This window comes from Streptomyces sp. NPDC088706 (assembly GCF_044752765.1).
Classification (GTDB): domain Bacteria; phylum Actinomycetota; class Actinomycetes; order Streptomycetales; family Streptomycetaceae; genus Streptomyces.
On sequence record NZ_JBIVLW010000003.1, the window covers coordinates 262,523 to 277,814 of the forward strand.

A 15,292-nucleotide genomic window follows, 5' to 3' on the forward strand; every position below is an offset into this window, starting at 1 on the left:
ACCCGCCGAACGGGCTCGCAGCCCAAGGAGTCCCGCCCTCGTGTCTCTCCTGATCACCCGCCGCCGCACCGCGGCCGCCGTCCTGACGACCGCTCTGCTCGTCCCGCTCGCCGCCTGCGGCAACGACGACTCCGGGACGGACAAGGGCAGCGGCAGCAGCGCGAAGTTGTCCGCCTCCGCGTCGGGCGCCCCGAAGGCGGACCTGACCGTGCTGGCCGCCTCCTCACTGACCGATGTCTTCAAGGAGGCGGGAGCGGCGTACGAGAAGGAGAACCCGGGCACGAAGGTCACGTTCTCCTTCGCGGGCTCCCAGGAGCTGGCCGCCCAGGTCAAGCAGGGCGCCCCGGCCGACGCCCTGGTCACCGCCGACACCAAGACGATGGACGGCCTCATCGGCGAGACCGGCGCCCCGAAGGTCATCGCCAAGAACCGCCTCGTCATCGCCGTCGGCGAGGGCAACCCGGAGAAGGTCGAAAACCTCAAGGACCTCGCCGACACCGAGCTGAAGGTCGTCCTGGCCGCCCCCGAGGTGCCGGTGGGCCGCTACAGCAAGCAGGTCCTCGACGCGCAGAAGACCGAGGTGAAGCCGGTCTCCCAGGAGCCCAACGTCCGCGCGGTCCTCAGCAAGGTCGAGCTCGGCGAGGCGGACGCGGGGCTCGTCTACAAGACCGACGCCGAGACCGCCCCCGACAAGGTCGACGCGATCGAGATCCCGGACGCGCAGAACGCCATCGCCTCCTACCCGGCCGCCACGCTGAAGACGTCGAAGCACAGCGAGGCCGCCGCCGCGTTCGTGGCCTGGCTCTCCACGCCCGCCGCGCAGCAGATCCTCCAGGGCGCCGGCTTCCAGCAGCCGTAGGACATCCCGCACGTCCCGGCAGGCCCGTACCGTCCGACGGGCCCGCCGGGCACCGCACTTCCCGCAGCCCGACGAGGTCGCCCATGAAACGTCCAGCACCCCGCCGTACGCGAGGGGGCCGCGCCCCGCTCCTGCTGACGGTGCCCGCGCTGCTGGCGGTGGCGTTCCTGATGCTGCCGCTCGTCGGCATCCTGGCCCGTACCTCCTGGGGCGACCTCGGCGCGCACCTCACCGCCGCACCCACCACCCAGGCGCTCCGGCTCTCCCTGCTGGTCTCGCTCTGGTCGCTCGGGCTCTCCCTGCTGTTCGGGGTGCCGCTGGCCTGGCTGCTGGCCCGGGTGCCTTTCCCCGGCAAGGCGTTCGTCCGCTCGCTGGTGCTGCTGCCGATGGTGCTGCCGCCCACGGTCGGCGGGGTCGCGCTGCTGCTGGCCTTCGGGCGGCGCGGCCTGCTCGGCCCGTGGCTGGAGGACACCTTCGGCATCACGCTGCCCTTCCACACCTCCGGGGCGGTCCTGGCGGCGACGTTCGTCGCCATGCCGTTCCTGGTCATCTCGCTGGAGGGCGCGCTCGGCGGGCTGCGCCCCCGGTACGAGGAGACCGCCGCCTCGCTCGGAGCCTCGCCGGTACGGGTGTTCCTCACCGTGACCCTGCCGATGGTCGCTCCCGGGCTGATCGCCGGAGCGGCCCTCACCTGGGCGCGGGCGCTCGGTGAGTTCGGCGCCACCATCACCTTCGCCGGGAACCTCCCCGGCACCACCCAGACCCTGCCGCTCCAGGTCTATCTGCTGCTCCAGGAGTCGCCGGAGGCCGCCACCTCCGTGTCGCTGCTGCTCCTGGCCATCGCCATGGTCGTGCTCATCGCGCTGCGCGGCCGCTGGACCGGCACCCCGGGCGACCACCGCGAGCGGTCCGCCCGGCGCCCGGAGGAGCCGACGGGCGCCGCACCGGACGTCCTCCTGCCCGAACCGCCCGCGTACGTACGGGATAAGGCACCCCAGGACCGCTGGCCCCTGCACGCCGACGTCACCGGCTTCACCCGCCTCACCCTGGACGCGGACCCCGGCACCACCGTCGCGGTCGTCGGCCCCAACGGCGCGGGCAAGACCACCCTGCTGCGCGCCCTCCTCGGTCTCACCCCCCGCGCCCACGCCCAACTGCGCCTGGGCGACAGCGACGTGACGGCCCTTCCCCCGCACCGCCGGGGCGTCGCCTGGGTCCCCCAGGACGGGGCGCTCTTCCCGCACCTGAGCGCCCTGACCAACACGGCGTACGGGCTCCGCACCCATGGCGTCCCCCGGGCGGAGGCCCGGCGCGAGGCGCAGTCCTGGCTGGACCGGCTCGGCGTCGGGCACCTGGCCCACCGCAAGCCCGGCCAGCTCTCGGGTGGCCAGGCCCAACGCGTAGCCCTCGCCCGCGCGCTGGCGGCCCGGCCGCGCCTGCTGCTGCTGGACGAACCGCTCGCCGCCCTCGACCAGACGACCCGGGCCCACGTCCGGCACACCCTGCGCCGGCACCTCGCGGAGTTCGGCGGGGTCTGTCTGATCGTCACGCACGACCCGGTCGAGGCCCTCTCGCTGGCCGACCGGGTCCTCGTCCTGGACGGCGGCCGGGTCCTCCAGGACGAGCCGCCCGCCGAGGTGACCCGCCACCCCCGCTCGCCCTGGGTGGCCCGGATGCTCGGCCGCAACGCCTGGCCCGGCACCGCCACCGCCGACGGCCTGGCCCTGCCGGGTGACGGCCACCTCGTGGTCGCCGAGCCCCTCACGCCGGGCACGGAGGCCCTCGCGGTCATCGCCCCCGAAGCCGTCTCCGTACACCGCGAGAGGCCCACCGGCTCCCCCCGCAACGTCTGGCCCGGCACGGTCCGCGAGATCACCTCGGGCGGTAGCCGGCTGCGGCTGCTCATCACCTCCGACCGGGCCCCCGACCTGGTCGCGGAGATCACCCCGCAGGCGGCGGCCGAGCTGTCCATCGCGGACGGCACGGAGGTCTGGACGGGCGTGAAGGCGACCGAGGTGACCGTCGTCCCGCTCTGAGCCCGGCCCGGCCCGGACGACGCCGGTCGCGGCGCGGTGCCCGGCCCGGGAGGACCTCAGAAGTACGGCCGCAGCCGCGAGGCCGCCGCGTGGCCCGGGGTGGAGTCCCGCATCCTGGCCACCCGCTCCCGCAGCTCGGGCAGCAGCCCGTACAGCACATCGCCCGGGCAGCGGGTCTCGTAGCTGTCGCGGTGGCCCGCGATGACGTTCAGCCGGGCCACCTGGCCCTCGTCGAAGCGGCTCTCGGCGTTCGTGGAGACCAGCTCGACCGTGGCGAGCGGGTCGACGCCGGGGCGCAGCTTCCAGGCGGCCAGCTCCACCAGCGCGTCCATCATCGGCTTCGGCACCTCGGTCCCCTCGCCGAACGTGCCGATCGCGGCGATGCCGACCGTGTCGGCGTTGAACCCCTTGGTGTGGGCGCCGAGCACCGAACGCCCGACGCCGCCCGCCCGGCCCTCGTAGATGGTGCCGCAGCGGTCGACGAGGAAGTTGTAGCCGATGTCGTCCCAGCCGTCCTGCTCGACGTGATCGGTCTGGACGGCCCGGATCAGCTCGGGGGCGTCCGCGCAGTCGTAGTCGTTGGGGTTGCCGGTGTGGTGGATGAAGACCGCTTTCGCCGCGCCCGTGTAGTGCGGGTGTTCCCGGACCAGGCCCTCGTCAGCCCGCCACTCCTGGCGGCTGACGACGGCGGGCTGCGGCAGTCCGCGCGGCGGCCTCGGGCCCGTGGCCGCCTCCCGCTGCTCGTGCAGCGCCGGGCCGTCCCGGAACACCAGGAGGACCAGAGGCAGCAGCAAGGCGCCCAGGACGGTTCGGCGGGACCACATGGACTCCACCCTGCGCCCTGACCTCGGCCTTCGCAGGAGAGCGCGCCAACCGGGTGACGGAGTGGGCAGCGGTGCGTTTCGCCCGGAATGCGCACCGGAGCGGGTGTTCTTACGATGAGATCCGGATCGATGAGATCCGGATCATCGCCCGCTTTCGGCGGGCTGCCCGGCCGGATCGAGGAACCATGGCTCACGACCGTGTGCAGGACGGGCGGAACGACCCGGCGGTCAGCCTGAAGCCGAACGCCATCGGGTTCGTCGACGCCCTCGTCATCGGCCTCAACGCCACGTCCCCCGCCTACTCGCTGGCCGCGGTGATCGGCCCGATCGTGGCCCTGGTGGGGATCTACGCCCCGGGCGTCATGTTCGCCTCCTTCGTCCCGATGCTGCTGATCGCCTCGGCGTTCTACTACCTCAACAAGGTCGACCAGGACTGCGGCACGACGTTCTCCTGGGTGACCCGGGCGATGGGCCCGTGGGCCGGGTGGCTCGGCGGCTGGGCGATCACCATGACCGGGGTGCTGGTGGTCGGTTCGCTGGCCGATGTGGCGGTGAGCTTCACCCTGCTGGCGGTGGGGCTGGACGGCTGGGTCGCCAACGACTTCGTACGGCAGCTGCTCACCGTGCTGCTGATCATCGTGATGACCGGGCTCTGCGTGATCGGCACCGAGCTGTCGGCCAAGGTCCAGAACGCGCTGATCCTGGCGCAGGTCGCGTTCCTGCTGGTCTTCGTGGTGGTGGCGCTCTACCGGGTGTACGCCGGGACCACCGGCTCCGACTCGATCGAGCCGTCCCTGAGCTGGCTGGACCCGTTCGGGGCGGGCGGGGCCGCGCTGACCGGCGGGCTGCTGCTCGGGGTGTTCATCTACTGGGGCTGGGAGTCGGCGGTCAACCTCACGGAGGAGACCCAGGACTCGGCGAGCGCGCCCGGCCGGGCGGGCCTGTGGTCCACGGTGGTGCTCCTGGTGACGTATCTGTCGGTGGCCATCGCGGTGGTCGCGTTCGCCGGTACGGGGTTCCTGGCGGAGAACGCGGGCGAGGAGGAGTTCATCTTCGCGCAGCTCGCCGGGGACGTGCTGGGCGGCTGGGACTGGATCCTGCTGCTCGCCGTCGCCACCTCCGCGATCGCCTCCACCCAGACCACGATCATCCCCGCGTCCCGGACCGCCCTGTCGATGGCCCGCCGTCAGGCGCTGCCGCGGCACTTCGGGCACATCAGTCCCCGGTTCCGTACCCCGGACGTCAGTACGTGGTGGGTCGCCGCGATCGCCATCGCCTGGTACGTCGTGGTCAACCAGATCTCCACCAATGCCCTCTTCGACTCGCTCACCGCCCTCTCCCTGCTGATCGCCTTCTACTACGCGCTCACCGGGGTGGCGTGCGCGGTCTACTACCGGCGCCATCTCACCGAGAGCGTGCGCAACTTCGTCCTCATCGGGCTCGGCCCGGTGGTCGGCGCCGGGCTGCTGGCCTGGCTGCTGGTGCGGTCGGTCATCGACATGTCCGACCCGGCCAACTCCTACAGCGGCACCTCGTGGTTCGGGCTCGGCCCACCGCTCGTCATCGGCATCGTGATCTCCCTGGTCGGCGTGGTCCTCATGGTGGTGTGGCGGCTGCGGGACGCGGTGTTCTGGCAGGAGCGGCCGTCGGTCGCCGACCCGGAGCTGGTGCACGCCCCCGGCCGTAAGGAGCGCTGAGATGTCGGTCGTCCTCGGTTACGACGAGTCCCCCGGCGCCGCCCGCGCCCTGCGCATCGCCATCGAGGTGGCGGCGGCGTACGGCGAGGAGCTGGTCCTCGTCTACGGCGCCGCCGCCCCGGGCCTGCGCGACGGGGCCGAGTACCGCAGCCACTACGACGCGATCCGCCAGGCCGGCCGCACCGGCCTGGAGCACGCGCTCACGGCGGCCGAGGAGGCGGGCGTGCCGGCGACCGTGGAAGTGCTCGACGAGAATCCGGCGCAGGCCCTCCTGGAGGCCGCCGAGCGCCACGGGGCACGGGTGATCGTGGTCGGCACCTGGGGCGAGAGCCCGATGCGCGGAGCCCTCCTCGGCTCGACCCCGCACAAGCTCCTGCACATGTCCCCGATCCCGGTGCTGTGCGTCCCGACGGAGGACGGCGAGGAAACGTAGCCGCCCGGCCCCCGCCCCCTCACCACGCCTTATCCCTCCCCCCTCCCTCACCACGCCTCGTCGCTCTCCGCCGCGGTCCGGGGAGCCGGGGAGCCGGGGAGCCGGGGAGCCGGGGAGCCGGGGAGCCGGGGAGCCGGGGAGCCGGGGAGCCGGGGAGCCGGGGAGCCGGGGAGCCGGGGCCATGATCAGGACGGGGGTCCCAGAGGGCTCCATCGCTCGTGTGCAGCAAGGAGCGCGCCCTGGAATCACCCGCTTTGACGTTGCTGGGACACCGGGCCGTCCGGGCAGTGAGTGTCCTGGCCGGGCCGCTGCCCGGTGACGAGGAAGCGGCTCACCACCCGGTCCCCGCAGGCGTTGCCGTTGCCCAGGTACACCCCGTGCCCGCCCTGCTCGACGGTGACCATCCTGGCCCGCGCGCCGAGCGCGGAGCGCATCTTCAGAGCCCCGGCATACGGGGTGGCGGGGTCGCGCAGGCTCTGGATCATCAGGACGTTCGACGGGCCCTCGTCGGTTATCCGGGTGGGCTCCGGCTCCTGGCCGTACTCCCAGAAGGCGCACGGCGTGATGTTGGCGGGCATCCCGGCCGTCAGCGGGTGGCGCACCCGGTCGGCGGCGACCCGGCGGGCGTACCCGGTGTCCGGACCCGGCCAGCGCACGTCGTTGCAGATCGCCGCGAGCATCATCGACGCGTCCTCGTCCGGCATCGCCCGCGCGAGGTCCGGGCTGAGCGCCGGGCGGCCCCGCGGATCCTGGGCGGCCTGCACCAGCCGGGCCAGCTGGGCGAACGCCGCATCGCTGTACAGGGCGTTCTGGAGCGCCTGCCGCAGCCGGTTCCCGGTGAGCGGGGTGCCCGGCACGTCCGACGCCTTCGGGGCGCGGTCCAACTCCTCTGCCAGCGCCAGGAACAGCGGCTGCACGTCCCCGGGGCGGCGGGCCAGCCGCAGCCCCTCGTCCTCCCGGGCCGGGTCCGTCGCCCAGGCCGCGAAGTCGGGGAAGCGCGCGGCGGCGCCCGGCGCCATGTTCGCCAGCCAGCCGTACGCGACCCGCCCCGGGTCCGGATCGCCGGTGCTGTCCAGGACCAGGCGGTCGACGCGGCCGGGGTGCTCCTGCGCGTACACCGCGCCGACGTAACTCCCGTACGACGTACCCCAGATGGACACCTTCCGCTCGCCCAGTGCGCCGCGCAGCCGGTCGAGGTCACGGACCTCGTTGCGCGTGGTGAAGGACCGCAGCACCGGACCCCCGTTGCGGGCGCAGAGCTCGGCGGTGCGGCGGGAGCGCTCGGTGTTCGCCGCGATCGAGCCGTCCGGCGCGGGCCAGGACCGGAGCGTCACCAGGTGCCGGTCGGCCTCGGGGATCCGGCAGCTCGCCCGGGTGGAGGCGCCGACCCCGCGTGGATCCAGACTGACCAGGTCGTACGCCCCAGCGGTCGCCGCCCGCAGCGCCGCACCCTTCTGCGCCAGGCGCTGCACCCCGGAGGAGCCGGGCCCGCCGGGGATCACGAGCAGCGTGCCCCGCCGGGCGTCCGGCCGGTCGGTGCGCAGCCGGGTGACGGCCACCTCGACCGTCCGGCCGCCGGGATCGGCGTAGTCCAGCGGGACCCGCAGCTCCGCGCACTCCTGCCCGGCGGGGAACGGCGTCCCGGCGGGCGGCTCGCAGGGGCGCCAGGCGAGCGGAGGTGCGGCGGCGCCCACCGGACGGCTGTGCGCGGCGGGTGTCACGGCGGCGGGCGTCACGGCGGCGGTCAGCGTGAGCGCCACGGCGGTCGCGGAGAGGGTGAGCGGGAGGGCCTTGCGGGTCCAATGCGTCATGCGACAAGCCTGGTCGACCCGGACTGAGCTGCCCATCCGGATGGCCGGTGAACGAGGGTGGGGCCACCCCCCGGACCCGCCCTCCGGGACGCACCCGTCGCCCGCCCCCGGTTCTCCCGCGCCGAGCCGGGGACCGGAGTGACGGGGGACACGGCGACCGGAAGGAACGCCTCCGCGCTCTAGGGTGTCAGGATGCCTTCCCCCCTCACCTCGGAGCAGCCGCGCCCCGCCGCCACCGTCCCGGAGACCGGCAAGCCGCCGGCGGGCGGCCGGGACCACTTCTTCGACAACGCGAAGTACCTGGCGATCGTGCTGGTGGCGATCGGACACGCGTGGGAGCCGCTGCCCGGTGGCGGCCGGCTGGTGGAAGCCGCGTACACCCTGATCTACACCTTCCACATGCCGGTGTTCATCCTGATCGCGGGCTACTTCTCCCGCGGTCTCGAGCTGCGGCCGGAGCGAGTGTGGAAGCTGGTCACCGGTCTGCTGGCGCCCTACGTCATCTTCGAGGTCCTCTACACGCTCTTCCAGCGGGCCATGGAGCACCCGGACCACCCCCTGTCCCTGCTCTCTCCCTACTGGCTGCTGTGGTTCCTGCCCGCCCTGTTCTTCTGGCGGCTCTCCACCCCGGTCTGGCAGGCGGTCCGCGCCCCGGTGCTGGTCTCCCTGGCCGTCGCGGCGGTGGCGACGCTGTCACCGGCCGCCGACGGGTACCTGCCCATCCAGCGGACGCTGCAGTTCCTGCCGTTCTACGTCCTGGGTCTGCGCCTGGGGCCGCACCACTTCGCGTTCGTCCGGCGTACATGGGTACGCGTCGTCTCGGTACCGGTCTTCGCGCTCGGGCTGCTGGTGGCGTACTGGCTGGTGCCCCGGACCTCCACCTCGTGGTTCTTCCGGAAGAGCAGCGCCGAGGAGCTGGACATGCCGGACTGGACCGGACCGACGGCGACGCTCCTGCTGTTCGGGGCGGCCGTCGTGCTCGGTGCGTGCTTCCTCGCCTGGGTGCCCAGGGGCCGCAGCTGGATGACGGCGCTCGGCACGTGCACGCTGTACGGGTACCTGCTGCAGGGCTTCGTCGTCCGGGGCCTGCGCTACGGGGGCTTCTACGACCGGCCGTTCTTCACGACCACGCCGGGCACGGTCGCCGTCACGGTGGGCGCGGCGGTCATGGTGACCCTGCTGTGCACCCCGTACGTGCGGACTCTGCTGCGCCCGCTGGTCGAGCCGCGCCTGGAGTGGGCCAGGCAGAGGCCGCCGGCCGCCCGGACGCCCTGAAGGGCCGGGCGGCGAGGGGGGTCAGTGATCCACCACGACGGTCCGGCCGATGACCGTGACGTGCTCCAGGACGTCCTCCAGCGGATCGTCGACCTGGCCCGTGGCGATCAGGGCCACCTGCGGGCCGTTGTGGGCATCGGTGTGGGTCTCGTCGGCGTGGGCGGTGGCGGCGGGCAGCACGGCCGCCGCCACCGTCACGCCCAGCGCGGTGAGCTTCCTCATCATGCTGGGGATCTTCGCCCGCTCCGGGCGCCACGGCGGGGATCGACGCCGGGCGCCCGGTCAGTTGTTACAGAGAGTCGCCTGAGCGTCCCTCGGTGCCCGCCGGAGTCCCCAGGAGCGCGGAGGCCGTCTCCAGCGGGGTGCGCGCGGCAGCGGCGGCCGGGGCGGCGGCCGTCTCGGCCGTACGGCAGGTGAAGCCGAGCTTGGAGAGCGCCCGGACGACCTCGGCGGAGGAGAAGTCACGCCGCTCCTGCCGGGTGATCACCTCGCCGACCTGCTTGACCGGATAGACACGGCGGCTGATGACCACCGCGTCACCGGTGACGGGTTCGGGCTTGATGCCCTTCATCGAGTCCTCCACCTCGTTCTTGAACAGATCGAAGGGGAAGCGGGCGATGACACAGCGCATGGGTCCTCAACAGGGTCGAGTGGCTCGGAGGGCCGCACGGCGGAGCCGTACGGGGAGGGCGGCGGCGCACCGCCGCCCCGCGCGGGCTACGCGGCGCGGTTGGCCCGGCGCTGCGAGGCGGCCGCACGCGCCTCCGGCGTCGGCACACCCGGGCGGCGGCCACGGGCCGGGGCCCCGCCGCCGCGCTTGGTGCCGCGCCCCATGAACGCGCCGCCACCGCTGCGGCCGGAGCGCTCCTTGGGCGGGGCGGTGATGACCACCGGGACGCCCGAGGGCGCCTGGGCACCGGTGATCCGGCTCAGCTCGGCCTCGCCGGAGCGGACCTGGGCGATCTGCGGGGTGATCCCGGCGTCCGCCATCAGGCGGGTCATCTCACGGCGCTGGCCCGGCAGCACCAGCGTGACGACGCTGCCGGACTCCCCGGCCCGGGCGGTACGGCCGCCGCGGTGCAGGTAGTCCTTGTGGTCGCTGGGCGGGTCGACGTTGACGACGAGGTCCAGGTTGTCCACGTGGATGCCGCGGGCCGCGACGTTGGTGGCGACGAGGACCGTGACGTGCCCGGTCTTGAACCGCTCCAGGGTGCGGGTGCGCTGGGGCTGGGACTTGCCGCCGTGCAGCGCCGCCGCCCGGACCCCGCTGTGCAGCAGGTGGTCGGTGAGCTTGTCCACCGCGTGCTTGGTGTCCAGGAACATGATCACGCGCCCGTCGCGGGCGGCGATCTCCGTGGTGGTGGCGTACTTGTCGGCGCCCTGGACGTAGAGCACGTGGTGCTCCATCGTCGTGACGGCACCGGCGGCCGGGTCGACGGAGTGGACGACCGGGTCGTTGAGGTAGCGCTTGACCAGCAGGTCGACGTTGCGGTCGAGCGTCGCCGAGAAGAGCATCCGCTGCCCCTCCGGGTTCACCTGGTCGAGCAGTTCGGTGACCTGCGGCATGAAGCCCATGTCGGCCATCTGGTCGGCCTCGTCGAGGACGGTGATGGTGACCCGGTCCAGCCGGCAGTCGCCGCGCTCGATGAGGTCCTTGAGCCGGCCCGGGGTGGCGACGACGACTTCGGCGCCGCCGCGCAGCGCGCTGGCCTGCCGGCCGATGGACATGCCGCCCACGACGGTGGCGATGCGCAGCTTGAGCGACCGGGCGTACGGGGTGAGCGCGTCGGTGACCTGCTGGGCCAGCTCCCGGGTGGGGACGAGGACCAGGGCGAGCGGACGCTTGGCGTCGGCGCGGCGGCCCTCGGTGCGGGCCAGCAGCGCCAGGCCGAAGGCGAGGGTCTTGCCCGAGCCGGTGCGACCGCGGCCAAGGACGTCCCGGCCGGCCAGCGAGTTCGGCAGGGTGGCCGCCTGGATCGGGAACGGGACGGTCATGCCCTCGGCGACGAGCGCCGCCTTGAGGGTTGCGGGCATCTCCAGCTCGCCGAAGGTCTCGGCGGCGGGCAGCGCCGGGGTGATGGTCACCGGCAGGGCGAACTCGCCCTTCAGCGCGGAGCTGCGACGGGCGGCGCCGCCGGAGCGCTTGGGTCCGCCACCGAACCCGGCGGCGCGGCGCTCACCACCGCCGGAGTAGCGGGTGGCGCCGCCGCTCCGGGCGCCGGAGGGGCCGCCGGAGCGGCTGCGGGCGAATCGGTCGTTCGAGCGGGGGGTACGTTCGCGGTTCATGCAGAACCTTTCCTCGATGGGGCACGTATCGAGGGATTCTTTTTCGGGGAGCGGCCGTGAACGGCACCCAGAATCGCAAGAACGAGCCGATGAAATGACAAAGGGGAGCGAAGCCCGGCCGCCGGGAATCAGGGCACCGGACGCGGCTTCGGCAGGGGGCCCGCTCAACGGGCCCCGGAAACAGCAACGAGCTGGGGCCCGCACCCCAAGGTGCGGGCCCCAGCTGCGCAGTACTACCTGAGTGATCAGGCGGGGGTGATGTTCTCGGCCTGCGGGCCCTTCTGGCCCTGCGTGACGTCGAAGTTCACCTTCTGGCCCTCCTGCAGCTCACGGAAGCCGGAGGCGGCGATGTTGGAGTAGTGGGCGAAGACGTCGGCGCCGCCGCCGTCCTGCTCGATGAAGCCGAAGCCCTTTTCCGCGTTGAACCACTTCACAGTGCCAGTAGCCATGTCATATCTCCTTAGGGGAGGGGCAGTGCCCGCGGGCCCACACTGTGCGGACCCCACGTCGCCGCGATGATTACCCCGTCCGGAAGAACACCGGAAATACAAAAGCGCATCCACCGACATCGAGTCGGCTGATGCACTTGAAGTTTTTGGGAACCACAACTGCAACTGAGATCAACAGTAGCACGGGAGCGCCGGGAGGGACTGAACGGAATATCACTCGGCATGGCGGAACAAAACGGCGGAAGGAAAAGCCTCATCGCACTTTGCGTGAAATTCTGTGCTGGCGAATGCAGATATGTTCCCGGGCGTCGGGCGGGGCGCCGCCCGGGCGTCCGCCGGCCGCCGGCCGCCGCGGTCAGGGGGCCGTGCCGCCGCGCAGCTCATCGTTGAGGCGGAGCGCCTCTTCGAGCTGGTCCTCCAGGATGACGATGCGGCAGGCGGCCTCGACAGGCGTGCCGGCGTCGACCAGCTCGCGGGCGCGGGCGGCGATGCGCAACTGGTAGCGGGAGTAACGGCGGTGGCCGCCCTCGGACCGCAGCGGGGTGATCAGCCGGGCCTCACCGATCGCCCGCAGGAAACCCGGCGTCGCCCCGATCATCTCGGCGGCGCGCCCCATCGTGTAGGCGGGGTAGTCGTCGTCGTCGAGCCGGTCGATGGCGTGCGAGGGGGTCTCCGGGGGCATCTGCACCTCTTCTGTCACGCGTGACGGAGGGCCCGGGGCGCCGTACGCCTGCGGGGTGCCCCTCTGCCGCGTACCGCTGTTTCAGCTGACTGCACAAGAAACCCTAATCGCCCGGGAAGGACATGTCTATCGCGGCCGTAACAGGTTTCGGCCACCGGCGGCGGGGCGGTGGCCGACGCGCCGGTGGGACTGACCGACTGGTCAGTTGTCGTGGGGCGGACCGCGGGGCCATAATGCTCGCGTAGCCCTTCACGCATCCCCCGTCGTGAAGGGCTACACCCCTGTCCGGCACCGGAAGCGCGCCGCGGTGGGGCCGGCCCGGGCAGGTGCGGGCACCCTGGTCATCACGGGCAGGGGACTCCCCTCGTGGTCCCCTGACCGTGTTTTTTCGAGTTAACAGTGACGTAGAGTGTTTGCGCAAGCTCAGTTCCGACTCCGAGGTGAGCGTGGAGGCCCGGATGGCCATGGACGACGGTGACGAAACCGGTGCGGACCAGAACGAACCACCCGCACCCACCGGTCCTCCTCCGCTGAATTCGCTGCGGGAAAAAGTCGAGTACATGGTCGAGAGGACCTTCCCCGGCCAGAAGGTCTCGGGCCGGGTCTTCGCGGAGCTGGTGCGGCAGCGTGGCGGCTCCCTCTCGCACAGCTACTTCTCCAACATCCTCGCCGGCAAGGTCACCCAGCCCTCGGAGGAGATCCTCAAGGCCCTCGGGCTGGGGTTCGGCGTGGACTGGCGGTTCTTCAAGGAGGAGTCCGAGGTCGTCGACGACGTCGTCGCGGGACTGCAGTTCCTGGTCAAGCGGCGGACCGGGGAGATCAGCGGGGTGGCAGGGCGGGGTCTGGACGACGAGGGGCTGCCGCCGGAGCTGCTGCGGTTCGCGCTCTCCCTGCTGGAGGACGCCGCGCGGGACAGCCCGCCGGAGGCGTAGCGTCGGTGTCATGTCCCTGCGGAAGCTGCGCAAAGAGTGCGAGGCACAGCTCGCCGATCTGCCCATCCCGGCCCCGTTCTCGCTGACCGGCCTGGTCGCCAACATGGAGGCGGCGCGCGGTCGCGTCATCCGGCTGCATGAGATGCCCGACCGGCTCGCCCGCGTCAACGCCGCCTGCGGGCTGCGCCTGAAAGCCGGTTCCACCAGCCTGGTCCTCTACCGCCGCAGGCCGACCGCGTACCAGACCGAGCACGTCATCCTGCACGAGCTCTGCCACGAGTGGTTCGACCACGGGACGACGCTCGACGCGGAGCAACTGCGCACGCTGCTCCCGGTGTTCGACACCTCGCTGATCGCCCGGATGATCTCCCCCGAGGCGGCCGAGTCCTTCGCCTCCGGCTCGGCCGCCGTACAGGCCCGCGCGCAGTACGCGACCCACGACGAACGCATGGCCGAATTCGGTGCCTCCCTGATCCCCCGGATGGCGCGGGACCTCACCACCGATGACATGGTGGGGCGGCTGACCGACTCCCTGTCCCGCCCGGTGGCCCACCGCAGGCGCGGACCGTTCCCGTGGAGGCGGCCGGACGACGTGCGGGGCGACGTGGCGGACCACAGCTGACACGTGCCATCACCTTCACCGCCGCGAGCCCTTCCCGCGCCCCCGACACCCGAGGACGAAGACCGCTGTGACCCCCCTCGATCTCGCCGGATACCTGATAGCCGGCCTGATGACAGCCGTTGCCCTGTGGCGTATGCCCGCTGCCCTGTGGGGGGATGAGGAGGACCGCAGACGGCGCGCCCTGTGGGGCTGTTACGCCGGATTCGCGGTCGCCCTGTGGACCAAGACCGAGGCGGTGCGCACCGGGCTCAACAACAGCGTCGTCACCGACCTCGCCGTACTCATCAAGCACTACACCGCGACGGTGGCGATTCTGGCCATCCTCAGTTACATCGTGGCCATCTACGGCTGCTACCCGGAGGCGGGGTCCGTCCCCCGCCACGTACGGTTCGCCCGGCTCGTCCAGCAGGTCGCCGCGAAGGCCTCGGTGGCGACGCTGATCCTGCTGACCGTCCTGTTCTTCACCGTGGTCGACCGCTCCGTCCCCTCGGACCGCTTCGTCTCCGACCACGCCGGCGAGTGGGGCGCCACGCTCTACATGAGCGTCTTCTACCTCTACCTCGGCGCCGCCTCGGCCGTCTGCGCCTTCCAGTGGGCGCTGGCCACCGCCGACGCCCGGCGGCGCCATCTGCGCATCGGGCTCGGGATGATGACGTCGGCGATGTTCATCGGCGTCGGCTACACCGTCAGCAGGACGCTGTTCCTCTGGGTCAGCGTGGTGGACGAGTCGAGCGAGGCGTTCGCCCTGCGCTTCGACCAGGTGACCGAGGCCGCGCAACTGGTCCTCTTCGCCCTCTTCGCCCTCGGCGCGTCCATCCCCGCCTTCAGCACCGGCGCACGCCGGGTCCGACTGTGGCGGGCCCAGGTCCGGTTGCACGCCCTGTGGTCCGAGCTGATGGCGTCCTTCCCCGACCAGCCCTTCGACCCGCCCGCCTCCCTGACCCGGGAGCTGACCCGGTTCAACGCCCCGGCCGACCTGCGGATCGACCGCTGGGCCGCCGACATCGCGGACGCGGTCGAGAAGCTGCGCCACTACGTCCCCGACGAGCTGGTCGCCGCCTCGGAGCGCGCCGCCGCCCAGGACACCACCGGCACCCACCGGGCTGCCGCACTCGGTGACGCGTACTGGATCAGGGCCGCCCTGCTGGCCAAGGACTCCGGCGCACCCGCCGGCCGGGCCGCCGAGGTGGCCGCCCAGCAGGCCGCCGACCAGGACGGCGAGGTGGCCCGGCTGGAGCGGGTAGCCGCCGCGTACCGGACGGTCACGGGGGAGCGCGCCCGCGCCGTCCTCGCGGCGGCGACCGCGGCGAGGACGGCGGCGACGACGGCCGGGACGACGGCCGGGACGACGGCCGGGACGACGGAGAAGACCTCATGAGCACCGGC

At 72.6% G+C, this 15,292-nt stretch carries 15 protein-coding genes; 8 read left to right on the top strand and 7 right to left on the bottom strand.

The annotated features are described in order from the left end of the window. Positions 1-40 precede the first annotated feature (40 nt). Together modA and ACIQAK_RS10665 are read left to right on the top strand one after the other, a co-directional pair. Positions 41-859 (top strand): molybdate ABC transporter substrate-binding protein, encoded by an 819-nt coding sequence (gene modA / locus ACIQAK_RS10660; RefSeq protein ID WP_366388770.1) that lies wholly within the window; start codon positions 41-43, stop codon positions 857-859. An 83-nt stretch (positions 860-942) separates the two neighbouring features. After that, the gene (locus ACIQAK_RS10665; RefSeq protein ID WP_366388769.1) at positions 943-2,895 is read left to right on the top strand and encodes an ABC transporter permease; all 1,953 of its coding nucleotides are present in this window, start codon (positions 943-945) and stop codon (positions 2,893-2,895) included. A 56-nt stretch (positions 2,896-2,951) separates the two neighbouring features. Here the strand turns inward: ACIQAK_RS10665 and ACIQAK_RS10670 are convergent, their stop codons facing one another. Continuing rightward, positions 2,952-3,719 (bottom strand): peptidoglycan recognition protein, encoded by a 768-nt coding sequence (locus tag ACIQAK_RS10670; protein ID WP_366388768.1) that lies wholly within the window; start codon positions 3,717-3,719, stop codon positions 2,952-2,954. A gap of 185 nt (positions 3,720-3,904) precedes the next feature. Between ACIQAK_RS10670 and ACIQAK_RS10675 the strand changes: the two genes are divergently transcribed. Both ACIQAK_RS10675 and ACIQAK_RS10680 read left to right on the top strand, forming a co-directional pair. Then, positions 3,905-5,416: an APC family permease gene (locus ACIQAK_RS10675; protein ID WP_366388767.1), complete on the top strand. Its 1,512-nt coding sequence runs from the start codon at positions 3,905-3,907 to the stop codon at positions 5,414-5,416. Position 5,417: 1 nt separating this feature from the next. Next, positions 5,418-5,849: a universal stress protein gene (locus ACIQAK_RS10680; RefSeq protein WP_366388766.1), complete on the top strand. Its 432-nt coding sequence runs from the start codon at positions 5,418-5,420 to the stop codon at positions 5,847-5,849. 245 nt (positions 5,850-6,094) lie between these two features. Here ACIQAK_RS10680 and ACIQAK_RS10685 read toward each other — a convergent pair whose 3' ends face one another. Further along, positions 6,095-7,660 carry an alpha/beta hydrolase gene (locus tag ACIQAK_RS10685; protein ID WP_366388765.1) on the bottom strand — a complete coding sequence of 522 codons (1,566 nt, stop codon included), beginning with the start codon at positions 7,658-7,660 and terminating at the stop codon, positions 6,095-6,097. Positions 7,661-7,852: 192 nt separating this feature from the next. Here ACIQAK_RS10685 and ACIQAK_RS10690 point away from each other — a divergent pair, with 192 nt between their 5' ends. Further along, a complete protein-coding gene (locus ACIQAK_RS10690; RefSeq protein ID WP_366388764.1) occupies positions 7,853-8,935 on the top strand; it encodes an acyltransferase family protein in 1,083 nt (360 codons plus the stop codon). A 21-nt stretch (positions 8,936-8,956) separates the two neighbouring features. Here the strand turns inward: ACIQAK_RS10690 and ACIQAK_RS10695 are convergent, their stop codons facing one another. From ACIQAK_RS10695 to ACIQAK_RS10715, 5 genes are all read right to left on the bottom strand, one after another. Further along, entirely contained in the window at positions 8,957-9,160 is a 204-nt protein-coding gene (locus ACIQAK_RS10695; protein WP_366388763.1) for a hypothetical protein, read from the bottom strand. Positions 9,161-9,224: 64 nt separating this feature from the next. Then, a complete protein-coding gene (locus ACIQAK_RS10700; protein WP_366388762.1) occupies positions 9,225-9,566 on the bottom strand; it encodes an SCO5918 family protein in 342 nt (113 codons plus the stop codon). Positions 9,567-9,652: 86 nt separating this feature from the next. Further along, positions 9,653-11,221, bottom strand: a complete 1,569-nt coding sequence (locus ACIQAK_RS10705; RefSeq protein ID WP_366388761.1) for a DEAD/DEAH box helicase — start codon at positions 11,219-11,221, stop codon at positions 9,653-9,655. A gap of 245 nt (positions 11,222-11,466) precedes the next feature. Beyond that, a complete protein-coding gene (locus ACIQAK_RS10710) occupies positions 11,467-11,670 on the bottom strand; it encodes a cold-shock protein (protein ID WP_015609674.1) in 204 nt (67 codons plus the stop codon). Positions 11,671-12,025: 355 nt separating this feature from the next. Next, on the bottom strand, positions 12,026-12,352 hold the full coding sequence (locus tag ACIQAK_RS10715; protein WP_366388760.1) for a MerR family transcriptional regulator: 327 nt from the start codon (positions 12,350-12,352) through the stop codon (positions 12,026-12,028). Positions 12,353-12,765: 413 nt separating this feature from the next. Here ACIQAK_RS10715 and ACIQAK_RS10720 point away from each other — a divergent pair, with 413 nt between their 5' ends. From ACIQAK_RS10720 to ACIQAK_RS10730, 3 genes are all read left to right on the top strand, one after another. Beyond that, a complete protein-coding gene (locus ACIQAK_RS10720) occupies positions 12,766-13,284 on the top strand; it encodes a hypothetical protein (RefSeq protein ID WP_366388759.1) in 519 nt (172 codons plus the stop codon). Between the two features lie 10 nt (positions 13,285-13,294). Next, the gene (locus ACIQAK_RS10725) at positions 13,295-13,906 is read left to right on the top strand and encodes a toxin (protein ID WP_366388758.1); all 612 of its coding nucleotides are present in this window, start codon (positions 13,295-13,297) and stop codon (positions 13,904-13,906) included. Between the two features lie 67 nt (positions 13,907-13,973). Continuing rightward, complete coding sequence (locus ACIQAK_RS10730; protein WP_366388757.1) at positions 13,974-15,284, top strand: MAB_1171c family putative transporter; 1,311 nt, start codon at positions 13,974-13,976, stop codon at positions 15,282-15,284. Positions 15,285-15,292: the final 8 nt, after the last annotated feature.